This window comes from Bradyrhizobium sp. IAR9 (assembly GCF_013408065.1).
Lineage (GTDB): Bacteria > Pseudomonadota > Alphaproteobacteria > Rhizobiales > Xanthobacteraceae > Bradyrhizobium.
In genome coordinates, this window is the sequence record NZ_JACBZW010000001.1 from 140,126 (window position 1) to 166,617 (window position 26,492).

Annotated in this window: 29 protein-coding genes and 2 tRNA genes; 14 read left to right on the plus strand and 17 right to left on the minus strand. The window is 64.2% G+C overall.

Annotation, left to right across the window (positions count from 1 at the left end; genetic code table 11):
- Positions 1-62: 62 nt before the first annotated feature.
- Together GGD67_RS00570 and GGD67_RS00575 are read left to right on the plus strand one after the other, a co-directional pair.
- A tRNA-Arg gene (locus GGD67_RS00570) sits at positions 63-139 on the plus strand.
- A gap of 118 nt (positions 140-257) precedes the next feature.
- The gene (locus GGD67_RS00575) at positions 258-509 is read left to right on the plus strand and encodes a hypothetical protein (RefSeq protein WP_092258365.1); all 252 of its coding nucleotides are present in this window, start codon (positions 258-260) and stop codon (positions 507-509) included.
- Positions 510-542: 33 nt separating this feature from the next.
- On the opposite strand, the gene GGD67_RS00580 is transcribed toward GGD67_RS00575, so the two are convergent.
- Positions 543-1,829, minus strand: a complete 1,287-nt coding sequence (locus GGD67_RS00580) for a hypothetical protein (protein ID WP_179730519.1) — start codon at positions 1,827-1,829, stop codon at positions 543-545.
- A gap of 116 nt (positions 1,830-1,945) precedes the next feature.
- Here GGD67_RS00580 and GGD67_RS00585 point away from each other — a divergent pair, with 116 nt between their 5' ends.
- A complete protein-coding gene (locus GGD67_RS00585; RefSeq protein WP_179730520.1) occupies positions 1,946-2,173 on the plus strand; it encodes a DUF2171 domain-containing protein in 228 nt (75 codons plus the stop codon).
- Positions 2,174-2,312: 139 nt separating this feature from the next.
- On the opposite strand, the gene GGD67_RS00590 is transcribed toward GGD67_RS00585, so the two are convergent.
- Complete coding sequence (locus GGD67_RS00590) at positions 2,313-2,531, minus strand: hypothetical protein (RefSeq protein ID WP_018323145.1); 219 nt, start codon at positions 2,529-2,531, stop codon at positions 2,313-2,315.
- Positions 2,532-3,232: 701 nt separating this feature from the next.
- Between GGD67_RS00590 and GGD67_RS00595 the strand changes: the two genes are divergently transcribed.
- Positions 3,233-3,391 (plus strand): hypothetical protein, encoded by a 159-nt coding sequence (locus GGD67_RS00595; RefSeq protein WP_018323143.1) that lies wholly within the window; start codon positions 3,233-3,235, stop codon positions 3,389-3,391.
- Between the two features lie 428 nt (positions 3,392-3,819).
- Here the strand turns inward: GGD67_RS00595 and GGD67_RS00600 are convergent, their stop codons facing one another.
- The 3 genes from GGD67_RS00600 to GGD67_RS00610 form a co-directional block, all read right to left on the minus strand.
- Positions 3,820-4,611: a hypothetical protein gene (locus tag GGD67_RS00600; RefSeq protein ID WP_179730521.1), complete on the minus strand. Its 792-nt coding sequence runs from the start codon at positions 4,609-4,611 to the stop codon at positions 3,820-3,822.
- Positions 4,612-4,786: 175 nt separating this feature from the next.
- Positions 4,787-5,017, minus strand: a complete 231-nt coding sequence (locus GGD67_RS00605) for a hypothetical protein (protein WP_179730522.1) — start codon at positions 5,015-5,017, stop codon at positions 4,787-4,789.
- Positions 5,018-5,092: 75 nt separating this feature from the next.
- Positions 5,093-5,329, minus strand: coding sequence for a hypothetical protein (locus tag GGD67_RS00610; protein WP_026202882.1), 237 nt, complete (start codon positions 5,327-5,329; stop codon positions 5,093-5,095).
- A gap of 265 nt (positions 5,330-5,594) precedes the next feature.
- Here GGD67_RS00610 and GGD67_RS00615 point away from each other — a divergent pair, with 265 nt between their 5' ends.
- Positions 5,595-5,942 (plus strand): DUF6481 family protein, encoded by a 348-nt coding sequence (locus GGD67_RS00615; protein ID WP_018323139.1) that lies wholly within the window; start codon positions 5,595-5,597, stop codon positions 5,940-5,942.
- Between the two features lie 109 nt (positions 5,943-6,051).
- Here the strand turns inward: GGD67_RS00615 and GGD67_RS00620 are convergent, their stop codons facing one another.
- Complete coding sequence (locus tag GGD67_RS00620) at positions 6,052-6,294, minus strand: pentapeptide MXKDX repeat protein (protein ID WP_179730523.1); 243 nt, start codon at positions 6,292-6,294, stop codon at positions 6,052-6,054.
- A 336-nt stretch (positions 6,295-6,630) separates the two neighbouring features.
- Between GGD67_RS00620 and dctP the strand changes: the two genes are divergently transcribed.
- The 3 genes from dctP to GGD67_RS00635 are packed head-to-tail and all read left to right on the plus strand — an operon-like array spanning position 6,631 to position 9,559.
- Positions 6,631-7,653 carry a TRAP transporter substrate-binding protein DctP gene (dctP, locus tag GGD67_RS00625; protein ID WP_179730524.1) on the plus strand — a complete coding sequence of 341 codons (1,023 nt, stop codon included), beginning with the start codon at positions 6,631-6,633 and terminating at the stop codon, positions 7,651-7,653.
- Positions 7,650-8,204, plus strand: a complete 555-nt coding sequence (locus tag GGD67_RS00630) for a TRAP transporter small permease (protein WP_092258376.1) — start codon at positions 7,650-7,652, stop codon at positions 8,202-8,204. Before dctP ends, GGD67_RS00630 begins: the two co-directional genes overlap by 4 nt.
- Complete coding sequence (locus tag GGD67_RS00635; protein WP_018323135.1) at positions 8,201-9,559, plus strand: TRAP transporter large permease; 1,359 nt, start codon at positions 8,201-8,203, stop codon at positions 9,557-9,559. The genes GGD67_RS00630 and GGD67_RS00635 overlap by 4 nt, the downstream gene beginning before the upstream one ends.
- Before the next feature lie 120 nt (positions 9,560-9,679).
- On the opposite strand, the gene GGD67_RS00640 is transcribed toward GGD67_RS00635, so the two are convergent.
- On the minus strand, positions 9,680-10,363 hold the full coding sequence (locus tag GGD67_RS00640; protein WP_179730525.1) for a GntR family transcriptional regulator: 684 nt from the start codon (positions 10,361-10,363) through the stop codon (positions 9,680-9,682).
- A 216-nt stretch (positions 10,364-10,579) separates the two neighbouring features.
- Between GGD67_RS00640 and GGD67_RS00645 the strand changes: the two genes are divergently transcribed.
- The 4 genes from GGD67_RS00645 (at position 10,580) to GGD67_RS00660 (ending at position 14,477) form a co-directional block, all read left to right on the plus strand.
- Positions 10,580-11,203 (plus strand): TRAP transporter small permease, encoded by a 624-nt coding sequence (locus tag GGD67_RS00645; protein WP_179730526.1) that lies wholly within the window; start codon positions 10,580-10,582, stop codon positions 11,201-11,203.
- A complete protein-coding gene (locus GGD67_RS00650) occupies positions 11,203-12,468 on the plus strand; it encodes a TRAP transporter large permease (protein ID WP_028144739.1) in 1,266 nt (421 codons plus the stop codon). The genes GGD67_RS00645 and GGD67_RS00650 overlap by 1 nt, the downstream gene beginning before the upstream one ends.
- 24 nt (positions 12,469-12,492) lie before the next feature.
- Positions 12,493-13,476, plus strand: coding sequence for a TRAP transporter substrate-binding protein (locus GGD67_RS00655; protein ID WP_179730527.1), 984 nt, complete (start codon positions 12,493-12,495; stop codon positions 13,474-13,476).
- Between the two features lie 74 nt (positions 13,477-13,550).
- Positions 13,551-14,477, plus strand: a complete 927-nt coding sequence (locus tag GGD67_RS00660; protein ID WP_179730528.1) for a dihydrodipicolinate synthase family protein — start codon at positions 13,551-13,553, stop codon at positions 14,475-14,477.
- Positions 14,478-14,637: 160 nt separating this feature from the next.
- Here GGD67_RS00660 and GGD67_RS00665 read toward each other — a convergent pair whose 3' ends face one another.
- From GGD67_RS00665 to GGD67_RS00680, 4 genes are read right to left on the minus strand one after another with little or no spacing between them, the layout of a single operon-like run.
- Positions 14,638-15,549, minus strand: coding sequence for a hydroxymethylglutaryl-CoA lyase (locus tag GGD67_RS00665; protein ID WP_179730529.1), 912 nt, complete (start codon positions 15,547-15,549; stop codon positions 14,638-14,640).
- Between the two features lies 1 nt (position 15,550).
- A complete protein-coding gene (locus GGD67_RS00670) occupies positions 15,551-17,554 on the minus strand; it encodes an acetyl/propionyl/methylcrotonyl-CoA carboxylase subunit alpha (protein ID WP_179730530.1) in 2,004 nt (667 codons plus the stop codon).
- A gap of 4 nt (positions 17,555-17,558) precedes the next feature.
- On the minus strand, positions 17,559-19,163 hold the full coding sequence (locus tag GGD67_RS00675) for a carboxyl transferase domain-containing protein (protein ID WP_018323127.1): 1,605 nt from the start codon (positions 19,161-19,163) through the stop codon (positions 17,559-17,561).
- Between the two features lie 24 nt (positions 19,164-19,187).
- Entirely contained in the window at positions 19,188-20,360 is a 1,173-nt protein-coding gene (locus tag GGD67_RS00680) for an isovaleryl-CoA dehydrogenase (RefSeq protein ID WP_179730531.1), read from the minus strand.
- Between the two features lie 123 nt (positions 20,361-20,483).
- Between GGD67_RS00680 and GGD67_RS00685 the strand changes: the two genes are divergently transcribed.
- A complete protein-coding gene (locus GGD67_RS00685) occupies positions 20,484-21,512 on the plus strand; it encodes an AraC family transcriptional regulator (protein WP_179730532.1) in 1,029 nt (342 codons plus the stop codon).
- Between the two features lie 87 nt (positions 21,513-21,599).
- Here the strand turns inward: GGD67_RS00685 and GGD67_RS00690 are convergent, their stop codons facing one another.
- The 3 genes from GGD67_RS00690 to GGD67_RS00700 form a co-directional block, all read right to left on the minus strand.
- Positions 21,600-21,893 (minus strand): DUF3551 domain-containing protein, encoded by a 294-nt coding sequence (locus GGD67_RS00690; RefSeq protein WP_092258394.1) that lies wholly within the window; start codon positions 21,891-21,893, stop codon positions 21,600-21,602.
- 247 nt (positions 21,894-22,140) lie between these two features.
- On the minus strand, positions 22,141-22,629 hold the full coding sequence (locus GGD67_RS00695; RefSeq protein WP_179730533.1) for an Lrp/AsnC family transcriptional regulator: 489 nt from the start codon (positions 22,627-22,629) through the stop codon (positions 22,141-22,143).
- A 279-nt stretch (positions 22,630-22,908) separates the two neighbouring features.
- A complete protein-coding gene (locus GGD67_RS00700; protein ID WP_179730534.1) occupies positions 22,909-23,214 on the minus strand; it encodes an ETC complex I subunit in 306 nt (101 codons plus the stop codon).
- A gap of 254 nt (positions 23,215-23,468) precedes the next feature.
- Here GGD67_RS00700 and GGD67_RS00705 point away from each other — a divergent pair, with 254 nt between their 5' ends.
- Positions 23,469-24,644 (plus strand): OpgC domain-containing protein, encoded by a 1,176-nt coding sequence (locus tag GGD67_RS00705; RefSeq protein ID WP_018323122.1) that lies wholly within the window; start codon positions 23,469-23,471, stop codon positions 24,642-24,644.
- A 110-nt stretch (positions 24,645-24,754) separates the two neighbouring features.
- Here GGD67_RS00705 and GGD67_RS00710 read toward each other — a convergent pair whose 3' ends face one another.
- The 3 genes from GGD67_RS00710 to GGD67_RS00720 form a co-directional block, all read right to left on the minus strand.
- The gene (locus tag GGD67_RS00710) at positions 24,755-24,949 is read right to left on the minus strand and encodes a hypothetical protein (protein WP_018323121.1); all 195 of its coding nucleotides are present in this window, start codon (positions 24,947-24,949) and stop codon (positions 24,755-24,757) included.
- Between the two features lie 760 nt (positions 24,950-25,709).
- Positions 25,710-25,786 (minus strand) — tRNA-Pro (locus GGD67_RS00715).
- 121 nt (positions 25,787-25,907) lie between these two features.
- On the minus strand, positions 25,908-26,393 hold the full coding sequence (locus GGD67_RS00720) for a DUF192 domain-containing protein (RefSeq protein WP_018323119.1): 486 nt from the start codon (positions 26,391-26,393) through the stop codon (positions 25,908-25,910).
- Between the last annotated feature and the right edge of the window lie 99 nt (positions 26,394-26,492).

Here is a 26,492-nt window from a genome sequence, read left to right on the forward strand (position 1 = left end):
TTTTTCATATTTGGCATGGTAGATGAACCAGCCGGCCTCCCAACGGAGGCTGGCGTAGCGACGGTCCCATAGCTCAACTGGATAGAGTAGCGGATTTCTACTCCGCGGGTTGCAGGTTCGAGTCCTGCTGGGATCGCCAGTCTCATTTGGATCCACCGCCCTTCACGAACGCGTGGGTAACCATACGCCGGCCTTTGAACGGCGCAGATCAGCCCTATGTATGCGCTGGGCGAATTGCGCCCGCGTTAAGGACTCCGATGCTTCCTACCGAATGGACGAGAATGGCTATCGCATCTGCGGTGGCGATCGTCGCGATGTCGTATCTGGCAATCGACGCAGGCGTGGTGAACACCAGTGTGGTCACAAGGCCCATCAAGGTAGCTCAGGCATCGATCATTGGCGCTGGAATGGGCCAGCATCACCTTGCCTTCGCCGTTCAGGAGTGGGCGCGTCCCAGCCGCGACAACAACGAAAAGCCGGCCCTGGAGCATTGCCTGGCGATCGACTGATCGAGACGCCCTCGTCCGCGCAAGCGACGAGATTCATCCTCCGCCACCAGTCGACTGACGAATCTGCCACCAGCGCGCAATCACTGAGGTGAGATCGCCCCAGACCTCCGTCGGCAAATCCGAGACCGCCACCCGCACACTATATTGGTCCGTGGTCGCGTCGTGAAACCACTCGGTCGCGGCAAAGTCGAAACCGAAGCTGCCGGCATGGCGAATCGGGAGGCCCTCGGCGCGCAGTTCGTTGCTCATGTCCTCGGCGGCCTGCCGCGCGCTCGCCTCGTCGAGAGGGCGCGCGCCCCGCAAGGTCACATAGAGACCGTGGGCGAAATGGAGCTCGGCCGAGAGCGCCGGGAGCTTTGCAGCAAAATGGCGGCCCATGCTTCGGCCGTTGCGCAGGATCGCCGCAACACGCCGCTTCGTGAGGGCCCAGTAGGCCGCGCTGCCGACAAAGGGCGGGAAGTGCGCCGGCAACGCCGCGCCGCCGAGAAGCCGCACCGCGTTGCGGGTTTCGGCTGCGAGATGTGTCCAATCAGGCCGCCCTGCCCGCTGCCGGTCCTCATTCCCCTGCACGAAAACCGCCGAGCCGAGGCGGCCATATTCCGCCCCGAGCGAATCGAGCTTGTTGTGGCTTCGCACCAGCACCAGTGGAATTCCGTATCGCCGGGCCCAGCTCAGGACGCGCCGGATCCGGCCCGAGCTGCCCGCGAAGCATGTCGTATCGAAAATCACGAGATCGAGGCCCGAGCCGTCGCTTCGGATCGCCGCCTCAAAAGCGCCGGCGCGGGAGCAGGAATCCAACAGAAGAATTTTCGGGGAATTCGCCGAAGCAAACGCATCGCTCAGCGGCGGACTCAAAGCTACGAGCCGCAGATGAGGAACAAGACCCCGGATCAGCTCCAGTGTCTCGCCATAGGAGCCGGGAAGCACCAGCAAATCAGCCTTCTCGACGATTTGCGCGGAGGCGAGCAGCACGGCGGAGATCGCAGCCATGCCTGAGGCAGTATAGATCGCCGCGCTCATGCAGCCGCCGTCGACCTCATAGAAGGAAGGACCGCGCACCGTAAGATCGGCACGCTGGTAATCGTAACTGAACTTGAAGGGCCCGCTGACGGGATCGGCGGTGTGCGACCAGGCTGTTTCCGTTGCCTTCCACTCGTGCAGCTCGTGCTCTGCCCTGAGCGCCGCAGTGATCTGGAATTTGGACCTGACGACCTCGTCGACCGATCGCGGACGCGTCAAATCGAGCCGATGCCTCAGGCAGTCATTCAACAGCCCGAGTTCCCAGTGCTTCCGTTCGAGATAGGCCTGAATGGTCTCCATGCGCGTCTTGGGCAGATCCGATCGGATGACAACGTGCGGAAATCGCCTTGGGTCCAACGCGCGCCCGCTGCAACGAACGTCCATCCTGGCCGTTGAGACGGTGCAAGGAGGACAACATGTCTGAGATCAGAGAGCACATGAAGATCATCGGCAAGGACGGCGTACATGTCGGCACGGTCGACCGCGTCGAGGGCAACCGCATCAAGCTGACGCGGAAGGACAGCCCGGAAGGTCACAAGGACCATCATCACTACATCGACACGAAATATGTGGGTGCCGTCGAAGGCGATGTCGTCAAGCTCTCAATGAATGCCGACGCCGTGCCGAAGACGGAAGCCGCCTGAACATTGAGCCCCTTCGGGGGCTTTTTGTTTGTTCACGATCCGACTCCGCTTCGTTCCAAAAGCACGAATCGTAATCGCACAATCGGCGCTGAGCTTTTCTTAACATCGCGTTTCGTCGGATCGATCACGTAGCCATCGATCACGTAGCCATGGGCACGAGCGTCGGCCGCAGCAGGTACGCGTCGATCGCAGCGTTCGACAACAACAGCCTGCGGCGCTCTCCTCGCAGCATCAACCGATCGATCCTGTTCAGGATGAAGCGAGCGGAGTCCTCGTGCTCGCCTGTGAGCAGGCCGGATCGGTCGAGATATTTCCAGGCAATGTCGAAGGACTGTGCGCGTAACTCAGGGTCGGTCATGGACGGCCAACGTCCGCGGGGAACGGAGGTTCCTGAGCGTGAGCGAGGCGTTGCCCCGCGCAACGCCAGGCGTATCAAGCAGAGCACAACAAAATTGAGCAGCGGCGTGGAACGAGATCACGACCTGGACGTTGGATGGCTTGAAATCAGGTGGTGCCGACCTGCCAACCCCGGTCGGCTTTGAAGGGCCCCGTGCTTGTCCCCCGAGCGCGGGGCTTTCTCATGCAGATCAACCTACCGGCCGGGCTCGGCCCGTCATCGTCTGACGCGAAATTCCCCTGCGTATGCCCCTAGTCCGCCCGCTCGTCGCGCCGCTCGCGGGCCAGCTCGTGCCAGGCCAGCGCCAACTGGATCAGCCGTTGCCGATCGGCGCCTTCCGATGCCGCGGCCCGCTTCATCGCGGCCTCCGCTTCGTGCTGTGGGTCGTACTTGGTACACATGAGACCGACTCTAGCCGGCCATCTGGACAAGCCCATGGCAATTTCGTCCGTATGATTGCGGGGTAACGTCCGCGTCTGCCGGACTGAGGCAAACGGCCGGCACGACTGCTTCACTGCGTGCATGCGCTGATTGCGAAGCCATTTGGCTGGGCTTTCATCCAGGCGATCTGTGAATTGTGTCACAGTCCGCGACCTGCATCTCGGTTAGACCATGTCTCGACGCTCCAGCAGCCCGCGAAGGCATCGATGGTATTTCCCGTCATGACACAAGAAGCAGCAGCTCCGGCCAACGTCCCGACGCAACGACAAAGGACCGACCTGCTCGGCATCGCCTATCTCGGGACCATCGGCATCGTGATGCTGGCCTGGATCGCCGGCCTGGTCTGGGGCGCGATTGCGTTCTTCAACTGGCTCGTGTGACGCAGGCTCGCGGCAGCGATCGTGCGCTAAAGCATGATCCGGAAAAGTGCGAAGCGGTCTTCCGGAAAGATCATGCGCAAACAACAACCGAAAGCGCGATGACGATTCATCCAAATCTCATCGCGCTTTAGAACAGGCAGTGCACCACCTGCCCCAGCTTGATCCCGCCGCAAACGATCATGGCCCAAAGCGCCAAGCTGATCTGGATTGCATCCAGCATGTCCCACGTCCCCGCGAATCGTTTTCCCAACGTTTTTTCTTTTGAGAATCGCGTGAAGCGGCATCGGGAGCCAGTGCTATTTTGAGGCAATTGTTGTGCGCCGCCGAACGTCGCGCCGACATGCGCATCGAGACAATCGGTTGGCGGCACCAGAACAAAAGAGGCGGGCTTTCGCCCGCCTCTTTCAGGTCAGGATGCGACCATTGCCTTAGCGGCACGCTCGCGGATCGGTCGCCACGTACTGCCCGTCAGGATAGCGGTAGTAGCAATTGCCCTGCGCCCAGTAGTAGCCGGGCTGAGAGGCGGCGGTGGCACCGGCGATGGCTCCGGTCGCGCCGCCGAGAACCGCGCCCGCGGCGGCCCCTGTGGCGTTACCCGAGATCAGTCCGCCCAGCACGCCGCCGACGATGGCGCCGCCAAGCGCGCTCGCGCCGGGATCAGCCGGCGGCGGCGGAGGTGGCGGTGCATAGGCGACCGGAGGCGGCGGCGGGGCGTAGGCCACCGGCACGTCGTCGTAATACTCCTCGGAGATGTAGGCCGGCGGACCGGCCATCCGCTGCGGATAATAATACCAGACGCCGCCAACGTCCCACCACCAGCCGGAGCGGCCGTTGTGGACTTCGTGGCGCCAGCGCCCACCGTCCCAGGAGCGATTGCCACGATAGGCCTGTCCGCCCCAGTCGCGCGTCGGAGCGGGACCACGGGCGACATGGCCTCCCGGCGGCGGGCCGCCGGCGCCATGCGGACCGGGACCAGCATGGCGCTGGCCACCGGGCTGCGGCGCGGGTCGGGCCGCCTGCTGCGGCGGCGGGCCCCTGCGCATGTTCTGACTGTCCGGAGGCGGTGCCCCTGCGCCCGGGCGGGCCGGAGGCTGGCCGGCGTCCCTTGGTGGCCTTGCGTCCCTCGACGGCCCGGCGTCCTGGGCCTGTGCCGAAAGCGCGAGCAACGACATGGCCGAAACCAAGGAAATGATGATCTTCATGCGGCTGGACGCACTCATGCGTGCTTGACCCCTACTCTCTCGAATGCCGTGGTGCCTGGCGCGATAGACGATTCGGATCGCGCTCGGCTTGATGCCGGCTGACATAGCTGACCTGCTTTGGTCAGCTATGTCGCGTTACAAATGGTTAAGATCACGGCATTTTTTCGGCTCGACGGGCCGTGCTGGGGCGCTTCTAGCGGGCCGGCTCGATCACGTTGCAATTGCTCCGCCCGGACATCAGGCAGTCCTGCATCTTGCTGGCCGCGGTGAGGTCCCGCGCGAGCCACCAGCCGACGCCGAGGATCAGGATCGCGATGATCAAGCCGGCGATCGCGCCGCGGCGGTTATCACCGGGTTGAGGCTTCGGCTGGGATTTCGGCTTTTCGCCTCGTTCGGGCTTGGACTCGAGCTTGGACGTGGACATGGCTACCTACCGCGCGGGCGTGCCGGCTTAACACCTCTGCGACGTCCCGTCACATCCCGATCAGCCCAGTTCGGTTCAGCCTCGGGTCGCCCGGATCGCATCCTTGCGCGAGGTTTCGACCGCCGGGATCGCCTGTTGGAGCCGCGGTGCACAGGTCGTGAGCACGAACGCGGTCTGGGTACATTCCCAGTCGGCACCCAGGACGGCACTCTCGATGGGCTGCGGACGAGCGAGCAGCAGCGCCGCGCCGGCAACGGCTATCAGGGCCAAGGCGATTGCGAGCGCCTTTTGGTGGAAGCGGAAGAACGTCATGCCCGTGCTCCGTCTCGTATCGGGGCGGACGCTAGGCGTCGCCCGCGTGCTCCCTTATGAGGGACATCACAATTCGGCAGTTTTTCCGGGCTACGAGATCGTCGGGGCGGCGATTTTTCGTCTACCTGATCGGCTGCGATTATGGGTGGCTTCGCGACGCGCGCCGATGTACACGCTTCTGCGTCGCGTGGCGCCCGCTATGCCCAGCCGACGTACCAACACGCAGTGATGTAGGGCTGAAAGTGAGGAAGACAAGGTTCGTTCGATGAGTGGATTCAGGGAACCAGGCTTCTCCGACCGACAAAAGGCGGCGCAGGAAGCACGCAAAAATCTTTTGAACAAATTCAAGTCGCAGCCCGGTCACGACGATCCGGCGGTCGCGGCACGACGCGCCGAGCGCGAGGCCCTCGCGGCCAAGCGCGCCGAGACAAAGGCAGCGCGCGAGGCCGAAAAGGCCGAGCAGAAGCGTATCGCGGAAGAGGCCGCAGCAGCAGAGGCAGCCCGGATCGCCCGCGAGGCGGAGGAAGCGATCGCCAAGCAGGCTGAAATCGAGGCCGAGCAGAAGGCCAAGCGCGACGCCCGCTACGCCGCCCGCAAGGCCAAGCGCAAGTAGCATTCACGGTCGCGTTCAACTGAAGTTGAACTGACTATTCCGGGGCGGTCCGCGTGACCGCCCCTGGGTTTTCGACGCACGTCCGTCTGCTGCGGACGACAGTCGAAGATCAGTTCTTCTTCATCATCCCGTCGTCCTTCTTCATCCCGTCCTTCGACATGTGATCTTTCTTCATGCCGTCGTCCTTGGACATGGTGTCCTTCTTCATCATGCCGTCCTTGGACATCGTGTCCTTTTTCATCATGCCGTCATCCTTGCTCTTGTCCTGAGCAAAGGCGGCCGGCGCGAGCGCGAGGCCGAGCGAGAGAGCGGCAGCGGAGACGCCGAGCACGATACGGGTGCGAATGGTCATGGATCATCTTTCCTTCGAGATGGTGTTGGTCAGCGACGGACGCCGCTATTCAATCTCGACGGATGGACGCCCCGCATTGTTACCTCGCCGCGAGATAAATTTTTGACGAGCCTGCTGCGATCCGCCGTTCTAAGCAGGCCGGGGCCTGCGGTGGAAAGCGGATGTGTGCAGCGCAGCACGGTCACCACCCCCTTGCCGCGGCATTCGGTCTCGAACTATCAGATGAGAGAATATCGGGTGAAAGACCGGCTAGGATGGGCCTACGTGCCGGTCAAATGACCCGCCCAAATCACGCCAACAAGAACCGTTCGAAGAAACGCTCAGAGGGATCACACCATGCTCACGCGCCGCCATCTGCTCGCGACCGCGGTCGCCGCACCCGCCATTCTCCGCTTCGGCACCGGCACCGCGCAGGCCGCGACCACGCTGAAGATCTCGCACCAGTTCCCGGGCGGCACCATCGACAAGGGTGATTTCCGGGACCGGCTTTGCCGTATGTTCGCTGCTGAAGTCGCTAAACGCAGCAACGGCGACATCGCCGCCGAGATCTATCCGAACTCCTCGCTGATCAAGACCAACGCGCAGTTCTCCGCGATGCGCAAGGGCGCGCTCGACATCAGCCTCTATCCGATGCCCTACGCCGGCGGCGAGCTGCCGGAGACCAATATCGGCCTGATGCCCGGCCTCGTGACCACCTACGACCAGGGCCTGCGCTGGAAGAAGGAGCCGGTCGGCAAGGCGCTGACCGACTTTCTCGCCGACAAGGGCATCATCCTGCTGACCTGGGTGTGGCAGGCCGGCGGCGTCGCCAGCCGCTCCAAGCCAATCGTCGCGCCGGAAGACGCCAAGGGCCTGAAGGTACGCGGCGGCTCGCGCGAGATGGACATGGTGCTGCAGACCGCCGGCGCCTCGGTGCTGTCGGTGCCCTCGAACGAAATCTACGCGGCGATGCAGACCGGCGCCTGCGATGCCGGCATCACCTCCTCGACCAGCCTGATCTCGTTCCGTCTGGAAGAGGTCGCCAAGTCCCTGACCTCGGGCGCGGGCGCCTCCTACTGGTTCATGCTCGAGCCGCTGATGATGTCGAAAGCGATCTTCGACAAGCTGCCGAAGAACCAGCAGGACATCCTGCTCGCGGTCGGCACCGAGCTCGAGGCCTTCGGCCGCAAGGGCGCGCAGGACGACGACGTCGAGGTCGCCAAGGTCTACGAGAAGGCCGGCGCCAAGGTCTCGGTGCTCGACGCCGCGACCGTCGGCAAGTGGCGTGACATCGCCCGCGACACCGCCTGGAAGGACTACAGCGCCAAGACCGCGACCGCGGCGAACCTGCTCAAGCTCGCCATCGACGTCGCCGCATGAGCCACGGTCCGCTTCCGGATCGTGACGATCAAACCATCGCTGCCGCAGGGACCGGCCTTGCGGCGGCGATCGATCGCGGTCTTGCAATCCTCAACAGTATCATCGTCGTGTTCGCCGCGATCGCACTGGTCGCGGCCTGCGCCATCCTGAGCTACAGCGTGCTCAGCCGCGCGCTGTTCAAGGCCGCCAATTACTGGCAGGACGAGGCCGCCGTGTTCCTGCTGGTCGGCGCGACCTTCATGACGGCCGCCTATGTGCAGCAGAACCGCGGCCATATCGGCATCGAGGCCTTTGTCGGCCTGCTCTCGCCGCTCGCGAACCGGATCAGGCTCTGGCTGGTCGACGCCTTCACGTTCCTGTTCTGCGCCTTCTTCACCTGGAAGTCCTGGACGCTGGCCCATGAGGCCTATGTCGACGGCCAGGTCTCCAACTCGATGTGGTCGCCGCCGCTCGCCATTCCCTATTCGCTGATGGCGTTCGGCATGAGCCTGCTCTGCATCCAGATCCTCGTGCAGCTTGCGCTGCCGTTTACCGGAGCCAAGCGTTCATGAGCGTGTTCGGTATCGGCGTTGCCTACGGCGTTGCGACGCTGCTCGTGATGTTCTCGGGCATGCCCATTGCGTTCGCGCTCGGCGCGGTCGCGGTCGTGTTCATGGGCATCTACATGCCGGCGGCGTCCCTCGATACGGTGACGCAAAACGTCTACGAGGAAATGGCCTCGATCACGCTGTTGTCGATCCCGCTCTTCATCCTGAAGGGCGCCGCGATCGGCAAGTCGCGCGCCGGCCAGGATCTCTATTCGGCCCTGCATGCCTGGCTGCATCGCGTGCCCGGCGGGCTCGGCGTCGCCAACGTTTTCGCCTGCGCGCTGTTCGCGGCGATGGCGGGCTCCTCGCCTGCGACCTGCTCGGCGATCGGTTCGGCCGGCATCCCCGAGATGCGCAAGCGCGGCTATTCCGGCGGCTTTGCCGCAGGGATCATCGCTGCCGGCGGCACGCTCGGCATCCTGCTGCCGCCTTCGATCACCATGATCCTGTTCGCAGTCGCCGCCGAAAAATCGCTCGGACGGCTGTTCCTCGCCGGCATCGGACCGGGCCTGCTGCTGGTCTCGCTGTTCGGCGCCTACGCCGTGATCCGCTTCCGTCAGGAATACGCCGCCGCAGAAGCGATCTACAAGAACGGCGGCCCGGAAGCTGCGATTCTCGCCCGCGACGAATACACGCTCGCCGAACGCTTCAGCGTGCTGCCGCGGGTGATTCCATTCGTGCTGCTGCTCACCGGCGTCATGATCGCGCTCTATGGCGGCTATGCCACGCCGTCAGAGACCGCCGGCCTCGGCGGCCTGCTGGCGCTGGCGCTGATCGCTGCGATCTACAGCGTGTGGCGCCCGAGCGACCTTGCGCCGATCATGAAGTCGACGATCCGGGAATCGACCATGCTGATGATGATCATCGGCATGTCGCTGCTCTATTCCTACGTGATGAGCTATCTGCACATCTCGCAATCGGTCGCCGAATCCATCGTCGCGATGCACCTGCCGCGCTGGGAGCTGCTGTTCGCGATCCTCGTCATGGTCGTCGTGCTCGGCTTCTTCCTGCCGCCGGTCTCGATCATCCTGATGACGGCGCCGATCATCCTACCGCCGCTGCGTGCCGCCAATTTCGACATCATCTGGTTCGGCGTGGTGATGACCATCGTGATGGAGATGGGGCTGATCCATCCGCCCGTCGGCCTCAACATCTTCGTCATCCGCAACGTCGCACCGGACATTCCCCTGCGCGAGGTGATCTGGGGCACGCTGCCGTTCGTGCTGCTGATGATGCTGGCAGTCCTGCTGCTGTGCTTCTTTCCGGCGATTTCGACCGGGCTGCCGGATCTGGTGATGGGGCCGGACGGGAGCAGGTAACGGCAATCACGGCTGCCGTAGGGTGGGCAAAGCGAAGCGTGCCCACCATTCGCGATTGCGGTCACGGAGGGATGGTGGGCATGGCGCCATGCGCCTTTGCCCACCCTACGAGCGCATTGATCATGGCTCGCTCTTCCGCCGAGATCGCGGCGCGATCGCCACCACCTGCAACAGATCCTTGCGCACGGCTTCGATGTGCCGCTCCAGGAAGCGGCAGGCTTCCTCGACCTTCTGTGCGCGGCAGAGCGCGATCATATGGGCGTGCTCCCTTTCGGCTGTCCCCATCGCTTTGGTGTTGGAGAGCTGGAGACGCGTGTAGCGGTCGCTGGTCTGGAGCAGCGACAGCACGATCGCCCGCGTGCGCGGCTGCGGGGCGTGGACATACAGCGCCATGTGGAAGTCGGCGTTGAGCTGTCCCCATTCGCTGACGTTCTTCGCCTTGATCGCCTTCTCGAAGCGCTTGTGGATGTCGTCGAGCCCGTCGAAATCGTCAGCGCTGAAACGCGGCGCCGACTGCGCCAGCAGCCGCGGCTCCAGGATGCAACGCAGATCGAACACGTCGTTGATCTCGTCCAGAGACAGCTCCGAGACGATGGCGCCCTTCTGCGGCACGATCCGCACCAGACCTTCGGCCTCGAGCTGAAACAGTGCCTCGCGAACGGGAATGCGGCTGACGCCATAGGCCTCGCCAAGCGCATCCTGCCGCAACTGTGATCCGGCCGGATAAGTACCGTCGAGGATCGCCTGCCTGAGCTGGTCGACGATCGCGGCCGACAGGGTGCGATGCTTCAGAGGCTGTTTCATCTGACCTTCTGTTGTCCTTCCCGACTCGTCCGGCCGAAGCGGTCTCTCTCTTGCATGTCGGGCGCTCCAGCAAAAGCCGGGCGTCCCACAAAGCAGCGTGCCCAGCAAAAGCGCGGCCTGCCGCCGAAATGACCGCAATCTCCGTTTGACACTCAGATTGTATAAATTATACATTTGTCGATAGCACGACAATTTTCGGGGTGTGGGGCCTCTTTCATGATCGAGCAGACGATCCCGGCCAACCGCGCGTTCAGCGTTCGACGGATGGTCATTCGCGCCTCCAGCGCCCTGCTCGCCGTGGAGCGCCTTGCGCTGATGGGCCTGATGTACGTGCTGACCGGCCTGATCCTGGTGAACGTCGTCACCCGCTACGCGCGCTTTCCGATCTACTGGATCGACGAATCCGCTGTTTATTGCGTGGTCTGGCTGACCTTCATCGGCGCCTCCGCGATGACGCGGCTGCGGCTCGACTTCGCGGTCACCATGCTGACGGAACGTCTTTCGCCGCAGCACCAGAAGATCGCGAAGGTGATCTCGACCGGCCTCGTCGTCGTGTTCGGCGCCGCCCTGATCGTCACCTGTGTGCTCTGGATGGATCCGATCGGCCTTGCCCGCGCCGGCTTCGACGGGCGCAAGCTCGCGGCCGAAACCTTCAACTTCCTCTACACCGAGCACACCCAGACGCTGAACTGGCCGACCTGGGTGCTCTACCTGACGCTGCCGATCTTCGCGGTGTCGATGACCGTTCACGGCCTCGCCAATTTGCTGGAAGATCTCAGCCTGGTGCCGCGCATGCCGCCAAAGGGCTTCCAGCTCTCCGAGCTCGACGGGGTCAACTGATGATCACGTCGGCGGCCTTTATGGTTTTCATGCTGGTCGGCGTGCCGATCGGCCTCTGCCTGTGCCTCGCCGGCCTCGTCTACATTGCGGCATCCGGCAATCCCGTGCTGTTCCAGTCCTATCCGCTGCAGCTGTTCGGCGGCGTCGACAGCTACGGCCTGATCGCGATTCCCCTCTTCATCCTGATCGGCGAGATCATGAATGGCGGCGGCATCACACGGCGCATCGTCGACATGGCGATGGCCTTCGTCGGCTCGCTCAAAGGCGGGCTCGCCTACGTCAACATCCTCGCCAACATGTTCATCTCCTCGATCCTGGGATCGGCGACCGCGCAGGTCGCGATCATGGCCCAGATCATGGTGCCGGAGATGGAGAAGAAGGGTTACGACAAGACGTTTGCGGCGGGGCTGACCGCTTATGGCGGCATGCTCGGCCCCATCATCCCGCCCTCGGTGATGTTCGTGGTCTACAGCGTGCTCGCGCAGGTCTCGGTCAGCGACATGCTGATCGCAGGCATCGTGCCGGGCGTCATCCTCACGGTGATGTTCTGCCTCGTCATCGCCTTGATGGGCTATGTCTACAATTATCCGCGCGCGGATTATCAGACGCCGCGCCAGCGCGTCATGACGATCCTGCGGACGTCGCCGACGCTGCTGATCCCGGTCGTCATCGTCGGCACGATTCTGAGCGGTCTCGCCAATGCGACGGAATCCGCCGCGGTCGGCGCTGTGGCCGCCGCACTCGTCGGAAAATACTGGACCCGGGAGTTCGAGTTCTCGCAGCTGCCGCAGATGATGCTGCGCAGCGCGATCTATTCGGCGATCGTGCTGTTCCTGGTCGCGGCCGCCGCGGTGTTCTCCTGGGTCCTGATCTTCGGCAAGGTGCCGCAGGAGACGGCTGCCTGGATCCAGACGGCCGCCAAGGACCCGGTCAGCTTCATGCTGATCTGCAACGTCATCCTGCTGGTGATCGGCACTGTCATCGACGGCATTCCCGGCCTGATCATGACGGTGCCAATCCTGCTGCCTGTTGCGACCGAGGTCTATCACATCGATCCCCGGCATTTCGGCGTCGTGGTGGTGATCAATCTCGTGCTCGGCCTGCTGTCGCCGCCGGTCGGGCTCTGCTTCTTCGTCGCGGCCGCCGTCACCGGCGCCAAGCCCGGCAAGATGTTCATGGTGACGCTGCCCTTCTTCGTCATCTCCTGCGTCCTCCTCGTGCTGCTCTCGCTCTATCCGTCGCTCTCGCTGATCCTCATCAAATAGGCCCGTTCAAAAGGAAGCCCGACCATGCCGCTTACACGCCGCCGCTTTCTCGCCGCCAGTGCCGCCGCATCGGTGTTCGCACCGTCGCTGGCGCTCGCCCAGGCCAAGGAATTCCGCCTCGGCCTGATCACTCCGAACGGCCATTCCTGGAACAAGGCCGCGCTCAAATTCGGTGACGATCTCAAGGCCGCAACCAACGGCCGCCTGACACTGACCGTGTTCCACTCCGGCCAGCTCGGCAACGAGCCCGCGATGATGCAGCAATTGCAATCCGGCGCGCTCGACATGGGCTTCATCCAGGCCGCCGAACTCGGCTCGCGCGTGCCGCACATCGCCGCGATCAACGCGCCCTACATCGTGCGCTCGACGCCGGCGGTGGCGAAATTTGTGCGGCATCCGGCGGCCGTGAAGTTGTTCGAGGTGCTGCCGCAGGAGACCGGCACCATCGGCCTCGGCTGGGGCATCATCGGCATGCGCGCGGTGTTCTCGTCGAAGGATTTGACGACGCTCGCCGACATCAAGGGCATGAAGCTGCGCATCAACCCGACGCCGGTCTATCGTGATTTCTATTCGTCCCTCGGCGCAGCGCCGACACCGATCCCGACGCCGCAGGTGTTCGACGCGATGGCCAACGGCCAGGTCGACGGCCTCGAGGCCGATCTCGAATTCTCCTGGAACCAGCGTTTCGACAAGGTGTCGAAGGTGATCCTGCAGATGAATGCCGTCTTCATGCCGATGGCGGCCGTCGTTTCCGGCCGGGTCTGGCAGTCGCTCCCCGCCGCCGACCGCGAGCTGATCGCCAAGACTGTCAAGGCGACTCTGGATGCGCAGATCGACGAACTCGCCGGCAATGAGCCCGCGCTGATCGAGAACTTCAAGAACGCGCCGATCCCAATCCGTCAGGTCCCGGCGGGCGACACCGAGGCCGTCATCGCCGAATTCGACAAGATCTGGCTGCCCAAGGCACCGATTCTCGCCGAGCTGCGCAAGGTCGGCGCGACGCTCTGATCCCACCCGCCATCCTCTTCACCACGCCCGGCGGATCCAGCCCCCCGCCGGCAATCTTACTTGGAGTCAAATCAATGAGCCGCCGCGTTTCCTGGGAAGGCGTCTTCCCGGCCGTCACCACCCAATTCCATGACGATCTTTCGCTCGACATCGACGCAACCGCGAAGGTGATGGACGGTCTGATCCGCGACGGCGTCTCGGGCCTGATCGTCTGCGGCTCGGTCGGCGAGAACACCTCGCTGGAGCGCAAGGAGAAGGTCGCGATCATGGAGACGGCGAAGTCGGTCGCCGCCGGCCGCGTGCCCGTATTGTGCGGCATCGCCGAATTCACCACGGCGTTTGCGGTCGAGACGGCGAAGGAAGCCGCGCGCGTCGGCATCGACGGCGTGATGGTGATGCCGGCGCTGGTCTATTCGTCCAAGCCGCACGAGACCGCCGCGCATTTCCGCGCCGTCGCCTCCGCGACCGACCTTCCCGTGATGCTCTACAACAATCCGCCGATCTACAAGAACGACGTGACGCCTGACATCCTGGCTTCGCTCGCTGACGTCGAGACCGTGGTGTGCTTCAAGGATTCCTCCGGCGACACACGGCGCTTCATCGACACCAGGAACATGGTGGGCGACCGCTTCGTGCTGTTCGCAGGCCTCGACGACGTCATCGTCGAGAGCATCGCCATGGGCGCCGTGGGCTGGGTCTCCGGCATGTCCAACGCCTTCCCGCGCGAGGGCGAGACGCTGTTTCGTTTGGCCAAGGCCGGGCGTTTCGCCGAGGCGATGCCGATCTACGAATGGTTCATGCCGCTCCTGCATCTCGATGCGCGCCCCGACCTCGTCCAGTGCATCAAGCTGTGCGAGCACATCATGGGCCGCGGTACCGCACTGACCCGGCCGCCGCGCCTCGCGCTGCTGCCGCAGGAGAAGGCCGAGGTCGAGGCCATGATGGCCAAGGCACTCAAGAGCCGGCCGCGCCTGCCGGATGTGGGCCTGAAGGCGGCCTGAAAGCAGGTCTCGTAGGGTGGGCAAAGCGACTTGTCCGCCGTAGCTCGAAGAGCGAAGGCGGAAGCGTGCCCACCACCTGTCTCGATCATAAAAAGATGGTGGGCACGGCGCTAGGCGCCTTTGCCCACCCTACGGCACCTGCGCTTACAATGGCGAAGACCTACGAAGCCGCCCGCTTCTTCTTCGCATTCAGCGCGGACGCCACCCGGCTCACCGGCGGCTTGCCCAGCACGCGGCTCATCTCGTTCGTGGCCGCCAGCAGCTTGTCCATTTCGACGCCGGTTCTGACGCCCATGCCCTCGAGCATGTAGACGACATCCTCGGTCGCGACGTTGCCAGTGGCGCCCGGCGCGTAGGGGCAGCCGCCGAGGCCGCCGGCGGCGGCGTCGATGACGCGCACGCCCTCCTCCAGGCCGGCATAGAGATTGGCGAGCGCCTGTCCGTAGGTGTCGTGGAAATGCATTGCGAGATTGGCGGCGGGAATGTTGGCGGCAACCGCGCGCAGCATCGCCTTGGCCTTATCAGGCGTGCCGACGCCGATGGTGTCGCCGAGGGAGACCTCGTAGCAGCCAAGCTCCCACAACGTGCTCGCAAGATCGGCGACGGCCTTCGGCTTGATCTCACCGTCGAACGGACAGCCGAGCACGCAGGAGATATAGCCGCGCACCTTGACGCCATCAGCCTTGGCACGAGCCAGCACCGGCTTGAACCGATCGATGGACTCCGCAACGGTGCAATTGATGTTGGCGCGAGAAAAACCCTCGGAGGCCGCGGCGAACACCGAGACCACTCTCGCGCCCGCGGCGCGCGCTGCGTCATAGCCCTTCTCGTTGGGCACCAGCACGTGGAATTCGGCGCCCTTGATGTGGTTCACGCCGCGCAGCACGGCATCCGAGCTCGCCATTTGCGGGATCGCCTTGGGCGAGACGAACGCCCCGACCTCGACCGTATCGAGGCCGGCCGCGACCAGCGCCTCGACGAAGGCGATACGGGCTTCGACGCTGACGGGTGTCTTCTCGTTCTGGAGGCCGTCGCGCGGCCCCATTTCGATGATGCGGACGGGGTCGCTCATGTCACTCTCCCGCAGGTTCGACCACCGCGAGCTCGACGCCCTCCTGCACGATGTCGCCGACCTTGCACTTGATGGACTTCAAGACGCCGGCATAGGGCGCGCGCAGCGTCTGCTCCATCTTCATCACTTCCAGCGTCAGGATCGGCGCGCCCTTCTCGAGCTTGGCCCCCTCCTCGGCCAGCACGGCGACGACGGTGCCCGGCAGCGGCGCTGCGATCTTGTCCTCGCCGATATGCTCCTCGCTTTCGCCGCCGAACGGATCGACCCAATGCAGGTCGAAGCGGCCGTTGCGCGTGCGCAGGTAAAGCTCATGGCCGGCGACGACCGCGGCGACCGACGACTTGACGCCGTCAAGCGTCAGGTCGAAGCCGCCGTCGCGCAGCGCGATCGCAAATGCCAATTCGCGTTCGCCGATGATCAGCGTCGACGGACCGCTGCCGTAGTTCAGCACGATCTTCTGCTCGGGGCCGTGCCCGACACGAAAGGCAAAGCTGCGCTGGCGGCGGCCGACCGGCTGCCAGCCAAAGGTTTGCCAGGGCGAATTCGCCACCGCCTGTGCCGCCTGTCGTTCGTCGCTGATAATAGCAGCCACCGCGGCGCACAGCTCGAGCTCACCCGGCGCCGGCGCGGCCTGTGTCAGCACCGCCAGCTCACGCTCGATGAAGCCGGTGTCGATCGCATTCGTCCGCACCTTCGGATGCGTCATCAGCGCCGACAGGAACGGGATGTTGGTGACGATGCCGCGGACGTCGGACTCTTCCAGCCCGCGGTTCAGCCGCTCGATAGCGACATCCCGCGTTGGCGCCCACGCGATCATTTTGGCGAGCATGGCGTCATAGTAAGGCGAGACGCTATCGCCCTCGCGGTAGCCGGCGTCGATGCGCAGGCCACCGGTCTCCGCGGGCAGCCGCCAGGTCGAGATCCTGCCGACCGACGGCATGAAGTTCTTGGTCGGATTTTCCGCGTAGACGCGCGCCTCGACCGCGTGGCCGTTGAGCTTGATCTCGTCCTGCCTCAAGGGCAGCGCCTCGCCGAAGGCAACGCGCAGCTGCCATTCGACGAGATCGACGCCTGATATCAGCTCGGTCACGGGATGCTCGACCTGCAGACGCGTGTTCATCTCGATGAAGAAAACGTCCTTGCCGTCGGAGACGAACTCGATGGTGCCGGCACCGACATAGTTCACCGCGCCTGCGGCCTTTCGCGCGGCGGCACAAACCGCCTCGCGCTGCGCGGGATTGAGCGTCGGCGACGGCGCTTCCTCGATCACCTTCTGGTGTCGGCGCTGCAAGGTGCATTCGCGCTCGAACAGCGAGAGCAGATTGCCGTGGCTGTCGCCGATCACCTGCACCTCGATATGCCGGGGATTGTCGACATATTTTTCGATCAGCATGCGGTCGTCGCCGAACGCGGCCTTGGCCTCTCGCTTGGCGCTGACGATCGCGGGCGCAAGCTCATCGGCCGAGCGCACGATCCGCATGCCGCGGCCGCCGCCACCGGCGGAGGCCTTCACCAGGATGGGAAAGCCGATCTTGTCGGCCGCCTTCGAAAGCGTCGCCTCGTCCTGGGCCTCGCCGTGATAGCCCGGCACCAGCGGCACGCCGGCCTTCTCCATCAGCTCTTTCGAGCCGGACTTCGAGCCCATCGCCGTCATCATCCCGGCGGTAGGGCCGACGAAGACCAGCCCGGCATCGAAGCAGGCCCGTGCGAATTCGGCATTCTCCGACAGGAAGCCATAGCCGGGATGCACGGCTTCGGCGCCGGTCTTGCGCGCGGCCTCGATCAGCCGCTCGACATTGAGATAGCTGTCGCGGGCCCGCGCCGGCCCGAGCAGCACGGCTTCATCCGCAAGCGCGACATGCATCGCATCGCGATCGGCCTCGGAATAGACCGCGACCGTGCGCAGCCCCATGGCGCGCGCGGTGCGGATGACGCGGCAGGCGATCTCGCCGCGGTTGGCGATCAGGAGGGTGCGAAAACGGCGGTAGAGCTTTGAGCGGTCCATCGCATCACATCCTGAACAGGCCGAATTTCGTCGGCTCGATCGGCGCATTCGACGCCGCCGAGAGGCCGAGGCCGAGCACGAGGCGGGTATCGGCCGGGTCGATCACGCCGTCGTCCCACAGCCGCGCCGTGGCATAATATGGGTGCCCCTGGCTTTCATATTGCGCCCGGATGGGCTCGCGGAATTTGTCTTCCTCTTCCTTCGACCAGCTATCGCCCTTGGCCTCGATATTGTCGCGGCGGACCTGGCTCAGCACCATCGAGGCCTGCTCGCCCCCCATCACCGAGATGCGCGCGTTCGGCCACATCCACAGGAAGCGCGGCGAGTAGGCGCGGCCGCACATGCCGTAATTGCCGGCGCCGTAGGAGCCGCCGATCACCACGGTGAACTTCGGCACCGAGGCGGTCGCAACCGCCGTCACCAGCTTGGCGCCGTCGCGCGCGATGCCGCCGGCCTCGTATTTCTTGCCGACCATGAAGCCGGTGATGTTCTGCAGGAACACCAGGGGAATGCCGCGCTGGCAGCACAGCTCGATGAAATGGGCGCCTTTGAGAGAACTCTCACTGAAGAGAATGCCGTTGTTGGCGATGATGCCGACCGGATAGCCCCAGATATGGGCAAAGCCGCACACCAGCGTCGTGCCGTAGAGTTTCTTGAACTCGTCGAACTCGGAGCCATCGACGACGCGGGCGATGATGTCGCGCACGTCGAACGGCTTTCTGCCGTCGACCGGCACCACGCCGTAAATCTCCTCCGCAGCAAACAGCGGCTCACGCGCCGGATGCATATTGAGGTTCGGCCGCACCGACGGCTTCAGCGTGCCGACGATGCGCCGGGCGATGCCGATCGCATGGGCATCGTTCTGGGCGTAGTGATCCGTGACGCCCGACTGGCGCGAATGCACGTCGGCGCCGCCGAGCTCCTCGGCGCTGACGACCTCGCCGGTCGCGGCCTTCACCAGCGGCGGGCCGCCGAGGAAGATGGTGCCTTGATTGCGCACGATGATGCTCTCGTCCGACATCGCGGGGACATAGGCGCCGCCGGCGGTGCACGAGCCCATCACGATCGCGATCTGCGGGATGCCCTGGGAGGACATCTGCGCCTGGTTGTAGAAGATGCGGCCGAAATGCCGCTCGTCCGGGAAGATCTCATCCTGCAGCGGCAGGAAGGCGCCACCGGAATCGACCATGTAGACGCAGGGCAGATTGTTCTGCCGCGCCACGTCCTGCGCGCGCAGATGCTTCTTCACGGTCATGGGATAGTAAGTGCCGCCCTTGATGGTGGCGTCGTTGGCGACGATCATGCATTCGCGCCCCGAAATGCGCCCCACGCCCGTCACGACGCTCGCCGAATGCACATCGCCGCCATAGAGGCCGTAGGCCGCGAGCGGTGACAGCTCCAGGAACGAGGTGCCGGGATCGACCAGCAGGTCGACGCGCTCGCGTGCCAGCATCTTGCCGCGCGAGGTGTGGCGGTTGCGCGAGACCTCGCCGCCACCGCCGGCGACCTGGCTGAGCTTTTCACGCAAGTCCGCGACCAGGGTGCGCATCGCCTCGGAATTGCGCGCAAAGTCGGATGAAGACGGATCGATGCTGGAATGGAGCGGCATGTTGATTCCAATGAGTGAAGGTTTTTAAGCCGTCTCGGACATCAGTTCGCGGCCGATCAGCATGCGGCGAACTTCGGACGTCCCCGCGCCGATCTCGTACAGCTTGGCGTCGCGCCACAGACGTCCCACAGGGAATTCGCTGGTATAGCCGACGCCGCCGAGCGCCTGGATCGCCTCGCCGGCCATCCACGTTGCCTTCTCCGCGGAATAGAGGATCGCCGCGGCCGCATCCTTGCGCAAGCTGCGGGAGTGGTCGGCGCGGTCGCAAGCGCGTCCCACCGCATAGACATAGGCGCGCGTGGCCTGCCAGGTCGCGTACATGTCGGCGAGCTTGCCCTGCATCAGCTGGAAATCGCCGATCGGCTGACCGAACTGCTTGCGTTCGTGCATGTAGGGCACCACCGCGTCCATGCACGCCGCCATGATCCCGAGCGGGCCGCCCGACAGCACCGCGCGCTCATAGTCGAGGCCGGACATCAGCACCTTGACGCCCTCACCCACCTTGCCCATCACATTCTCCTCCGGCACCTCGCAATCGTCGAAGAACAAGGGATAGGTGTTGGAGCCGCGCATGCCGAGCTTGTCGAGATGCTGGCCGTGGGTGAAACCCTTGAAGCCCTTCTCGACGAGGAAAGCCGTCATGCCGCGCGGGCCGGCCTCCGGATCGGTCTTGGCGTAAACCACCAGCACGTCGGCGTCGCCGCCATTGGTGATCCACATCTTCGAGCCGTTGAGGACGTAGCGGTCGCCGCGCTTGTCGGCGCGCAGCTTCATCGAGACCACGTCGGAGCCGGCGCCCGGCTCGGACATCGCGAGCGCGCCGACATAGTCGCCGGAAATCAGCTTCGGCAAATAGCGCTGACGCTGCGCGTCATTGCCGTTGCGGCGGATCTGGTTGACGCAGAGGTTGGAATGGGCGCCGTAGGATAGCCCCACGGCAGCGGAGCCGCGCGAAATCTCCTCCATGGCGACGATGTGGGCGAGATAGCCCATGTTCGAGCCGCCATATTGCTCCGGCGCGGTCATGCCGAGCAGGCCAAGGTCGCCGAAGCGCTTCCAGAGGTCTGCGGGGAACAGATTGGCCTTCTCGATGTCGGCCGCGCGCGGGGTGATCTCGGCCTCCACGAAGGCACGAAGCGTGTCACGCAGCAGGCTGATGTCTTCGCCCAGATCGAAGTCGATGCTCGGGATGTTCAAGGCGATTCCTCCGTATTTTGGGGACCGAACCTAGCGGGGTCAGGGCCCTCTTGCGGTCGAAAAGGTTGCATTTTCCGCCAAACTTGGCGAGGATTTTCCCGAGAGAATTCCCAAAGGTTCGCAATGCCCTTTCAAGCCGCAACCGCGATCCCGCGCCGCGCCGTCACCCCCGCCGCCTTCGTGCGGGGCGTGGTTGCCGCCTATGCGCGATACGGACGGGATCCGGCCGAGGCGTTGCAGCGGGGTCAGGTAGCGCCAGACCTTGTCAATTCTCCGGACGGGCGGGTCACGGCCGCCCAGTTCGAGGCCCTGGCGGGCCATGCCATGCGCGAGCTCGACGACGAGGCGCTCGGCTGGTTCTCGCGCCGCCTGCCCTTCGGCACCTACGGCATGCTGTGCCGCGCCTCGATCACAGCGCCTACGCTGGAGGTGGCGCTCAAGCGGTGGTGCCGGCATCACCGCCTGCTCACCGAGGACGTGCTGCTCCATCTCGAGCTCAGTGAGGAGACCGCCGTGGTCTCCATCCGTGAGCTGCGCGATCTCGGGCCGCTGCGTGAATTCTGCCTGGTCACCCTGCTCCGCTACGTGCTCGGCTTCTCCTGCTGGGCCGTCGATTCCCAGATCGCGCTCCGCGCGGCGGAGTTCCCGTACGCGGAGCCCGGCCATGTCTCGGTCTATCCGACCATCTTTTGCCGGACCGTCCGCTTCGATGCGGACCGCGCCGCTATCATCTTCGACAAGCATTATCTCTCGCTGCCGCTGACGCGCAGCGCCGCCGATCTCGACAACATGCTCAAGGGCGCGCTCAGGCTGACCGTGCTGCCCTATCGGCGCGACCGGCTGCTGGTCGAGCGTGTCCGCCGCGTGCTCCGCAATGCGCGCGGACGCAGTCTTGGTGCCGAGGACGTCGCGAGCGAGCTTGCGCTCTCCACCCGCACCATGCATCGGCGCCTGCGGGAGGAGGCCACCTCGTTGCGCGATCTCAAGGAAGAGGCAAAATTCGAACTGGCAAAACAGGAGCTGATGCGAGGCCGCACGCCGATCAAACGCATCGCGGAGATCGCGGGCTTCCGCAACGAGAAGAGCTTTTCCCGCGCGTTCCGCACCTGGACCGGTGCCTCGCCGCGCGAGTTTCGCGGCCGGTATCGCTGAGACACGCCCGCCGTCGCATCACTGTCATGAATTTGCGGCCTCCGAGATGAATTCTCGGAGGCCGCAGTCTCGAAACCCGTATTCAGGTTAATTCGAGTTGGTCTGCGCGCCCGGGCGAAGCTTCGTGCGCGACTGCTTCGGCTGATAGGCCAGCGCGTCGTTCGAGGTCTTCGCGCCGCCGCTCTGCGAGCAGGTGCCCCCGATCCCGCCCGCCGCAGCCCGGCAGGCTTCCATCGTCGGATAGCCGCAGCCATGAGCGGCCTGGGCGCCGTTGGTGATGCAGTACTCTTCCGCCTGCGCGGCGGGTGCGGTCATCATGAGAAACGCCGATGCAAACAGCGTCGCAGCGGATGCGACAATCGTCTTCGAGGTCGAGGTCATGGTGTCTTTTCCAGCTTCAGGGGTCCCACAAAAGAGTCCTCAGGATGCGACGCAGGCTGAGGTTCACCCCTTGCATCTAGGCGGCGCACCGAGACCGGCAATCACGTCTCAGCGCATCGCAGGACTTCCGAAATCACATGTCACAGTTATGTGAGTTAATCAGCATTATAGTGCTGACGTCGACGACGCGTAGCGCCGTCCGATTTTTCGCGATCTTGGAGTAACGGCCGCCTGGAACGTTCCCCTATCACGCCGATACCGCCGCGACGTCCTGCAGAGGCAGCGGCACATCCTTCGCGACGCCCAACACCGGAAAGCTGCGGACGTTCTTCACGTCAGGCATTGCCGCGAAATGCAGCAGCTGCTGGCGCATGCTCTCGACGCTCGGCGCCACGCATCTCAGGAGATAGTCGGTGTCGCCCGAAATCCGCCAGCACTGCTGGATGCGCGGGATCGCAGCGATCGAACTCTCGAACGCCTCCAGCACCGGCTGGGCCTGGCTGCCGAGCTGGATCGAGACGAACGAGACCACCTCATAGCCGAGCCGCCGCTCGTCGATGACGGCCCGCACCGCCCGGATCACGCCGCGGCTGAACAGCGATTTCAGCCGCCGCAGGCAGTTGGGCGCGGACACGCCGACGCGCAGCGCCAGCTCGTTGTTGCGGATGCGCCCGTCCTGCTGCAGCTCGGATAATATCTTCAGATCGACGCCGTCGAGCTGGTCACGCCCCGCCATACCCCACCCCGTCGTGGTCCCGATGTCAGGACCAGCGAAGCACGTGGCGGAATTGGTGCCAAGGGTCCGAACCCCGGGGCGCGACGCTATCGCGTTCGGGAGGAATGCCTCCCACGACCGTCATGGCCGGGTTGACCCGGCGATCCACGTTCGTTCACGCCCACCCAAAACGTGGATGCCCGGGCCTCTGCCTCGCCGAAGCGGCTTCGGCCGCGCAGGCGGGACGAGCCCGGGCATGACGAGAACATCAAGTCGTTTGAAGTCGAAGCAGCCGCCTTCTCAATGCGTCCAGGGCTCGCCGCGACGGAACGAGAAGTTGTCGGCATAGGCGACCGGGCGGCGGATTGAATCCTGCGGTTCGATCACGTGGTAGGCGATGCCCTTGCGCTCGCAATAGGCGACCGCCTCTTCCTTGCTGTGGAAGCGCAGCGTAATCTGCTGCTTCATGTCGCCCGACGAGGTCCAGCCCATCAGCGGCTCGACCGCGCGGGGCTGCTCCGGCTCGTAGTCGAGCTGCCATTCCTTCGTCTTGGACCGGCCGGATTGCATCGCGTTCTTGGCGGGCTTGAAAATGCGTGCGGTCATTGGCGGTCCGGCCTCTTCGTCTTTCGTTCGATTTCGATGCGTCACGGTAGCAGTTGGTGGAAACCTCAGGGATAGTATACAGACACCGATTGGGAACTGATCGGTGATTCCGGCCCCGGGGCACCCCTCACCACCGGTATAGTCATTATGCTGCACCGTGACAATTGCGTACCCACCTTTCGCGCTGGGGGCCCGCCCGGCGGCACTGCTTCGACGACATCAGCGTAACCGCCCCTCCCGAAAGCTCCCGTCGCATGGCCTTCCTGAACATCAACGCCACGCTCCCTGAAAAAGGCCGTGACCTCAGGCTCGACCTGTTTCGCGGGGTCGCGAACTGGGCGATCTTCCTCGACCACATCCCCGACAATGTCGTGAACTGGGTCACGACGCGCAATTACGGCTTTTCCGACGCCGCCGACTTGTTCGTGTTCATCTCCGGCTATACCGCCTCGTTCGTCTATGCGCGGATGATGCTGGAGCGCGGCTTCCTGGTCGGCGCCACCCGGCTGACCAAGCGGGTCTGGCAGCTCTACGTCGCCCACATCATCCTGTTCGTGATCTATATCGCCTCGATCAGCTATCTGGCGCTGCGCTTCGGCGATAGCGAGATGATCAACGAGTTCAACGTCGCCGGCCTGGTCGACAACGCCACCGAGACGCTGCGCCAGGGCCTGTTCCTGCGCTTCAAGCCGCTCAATCTCGACGTGCTGCCGCTCTACATCGTGCTGATGGGCCTGTTCCCGCCGGTGCTGTGGTTCATGCTGCGCAAGCCCGATTTGACGATGGTGCTGGCGATCGTGCTGTGGCTGGCGGCGCGTCACTTCGGCTGGAATCTGAACGCCTATCCGGCCGGCCAGTGGTACTTCAACCCATATTGCTGGCAGGTGCTGTTCGTGTTCGGCGCCTGGTGCGCGATGGGCGGCGCGCGGCGCTCGATGACGCTGATCAACGCGCCGATCACGCTCTATCTCTGTCTCGGCTATCTCCTGTTCGCGCTGGTCATGACCATGGCCGGCCGCTTCCCCACATTCGGCGGCATGTTCCCGGAGTGGCTGTTCTCGGCCTTCAACCCGAACGACAAGACCAACCTTGCGCCCTACCGCTTCATCCACTTCGTCGTGATCGTGATCCTGGTGATCCGCTTCGTGCCGAAGGAATGGCCGGGGCTGGAATGGAAGGTGTTCGATCCCCTGATCGTCTGCGGCCAGCAGTCGCTCGCCGTGTTCTGCGTCGGCGTGTTCCTGTCCTTCGTCGGCCATTTCGAGCTGTCGATGAGCTCGGGCTCGCTGCTCGCACAGATCTTCGTCAGCGTTGCCGGCATCGCGATCATGACGACGGTGGCCTATTACATCTCGTGGTCGAAGAAGCAGGACAAGCCGCTGAAGCCACCGCCGCCCAAGCCGGCGGCTGCCCCGGCGAAAGCGGCCTGATCCGGGAACGCCTGGCGGTTGAAGCGCGACCTTCAACCGCCATGGCCGAGATCGACGGCCTCAGCAAAAGCCCAAGGCGCGATGATGGTTCATTCCGAGCTCGTCGCGCTTCAGGCGGCTTCTTCGCCATCGAACTCGGTGAATTTCTTGTAGATCCAGTCGCGGCCGTCATGGCGGCGCCAGACCTTGCCGACCACGAGCTGCCCGTTGATCGAGCGACGGGGCACGATCACGGTCCAGAGGTGCCAGATCTCGCTCCAGCTCGATTGCGGACCGGCGGTTTTGAAGTTGCGATCGAAAGACATGACGCAGAACTCACAGGATATGCGCGCTGCGACGAACCGTGACCTTGTGTGAGCACGACTTGCAGGCAGCCCGTCGCGAGCCGGAATCGATCTGATAACGATCGCCGAAGCGGCCGCAACAACCGCTCATCCTTAACCTAACCAGTCAACCTTACTTCGCGCGGCCTGGGGCCGGGATCGGTTGAAAGCCGGCGCCGATTTATCTACAATACGCGCGCGATTTGAGAATGACCGCGCCATCTTGGGCGCGTAGCGATTTGATTGAGCTGACGTCCAATTTTGTGAATTGAAATTTCGAGAATCTCGTCAGGGCGACCACAATGAATTTGCAGTGTGAACGTCTGCGCCTGGCGCTGCGATCGACGCCTCCTGCGCCAATCGCAAGGATGCCGGGGCATGAGCTGCCGAAAGCCGCCAACGACAACCACGGGATTTGGCCCCTGCTGCCGTTTCCGCTCGGCTGGTACGCCTCGAGCTGATGGGTCGGATCCGAAAAGGCGACACCTGAAAAGCGCAACGCCGCGCAAGCGGAATATCATCGCTTGGCGGCGTCCGTTTAGACATTGGGCGCTGAAATCCCCAACACACTTATGTCTATGGCGACAGCCAAAGGTTCGATCCGGCGTCGGCAATTCTGTCCCGATCCGCGAGGGCGCAGTGGCCTGAAGCATCGCGAAGAACTCGCGGGGACGCCGTAAGCCCTGCCTGTCAGATCACGTCGGAGGTCGCAGGGAAAAGCCTAGGAGATTTCCCCCAGAACTGGTCGGGGCAGCTGGATTCGAACCAACGACCTGCAGTACCCAAAACTGCCGCGCTACCAGGCTGCGCTATACCCCGAATGTCCGGCGAGCCCCGTCGATACACGCTTCCCAAGGCGCCAGCAAGGCTTCCAAGGCGCCGGCAAGCCTCCCGGCAGCTTCCAAGGCGCCGTCAAGCCCCGAGGCGCCCGCCTGCCCGCCTATTTGCTGCCGAACAGCGGATGGCCGACGCGGTCGCCGGGGCGGATGCCGTATTTCTGCGCCGTTCCCGCCACCACCTCCAGCACGGCCCTGGCGGGCCCCCGGGACGAGATGATCTTGGTCGACATCGGTTCGGTATTCTCGGCGATGCGCAGGATGCGGCCGTCGGCGCGGATGAAGATCATGTCGAGCGAGACATAGGTGTTCTTCATCCACATCGACACCTCCTGCTCGGGATTGAAGTCGAACAGCATGCCTTTGCCGTCCGCCAGCTCCTTGCGGTACATCAGGCCGGTCTGCTTCTCCTCCTCGGTCGTGGCTACTTCCACCGAGAACACCTGCACGCCGTTCTTGGTGACGATCTCGAGCGGCTGGAAGCTGGCGGCGCCGGCGGGCGCGCCGGCAACGACACAGCCGGCGATAACGAGGACGGCGGCGAGCCAGCCCTTCAGAGCGGACCAGACCGCCTTACGATCAGGATTCATGGGGGCACTCGAGGCGTGGGACTGGACCAGTCCTTACGCGGCGGTCGCCGGAAAAGCCAGAGGCGCACCGGTCTGCCGACGCGGCCCTGCTCACAATTG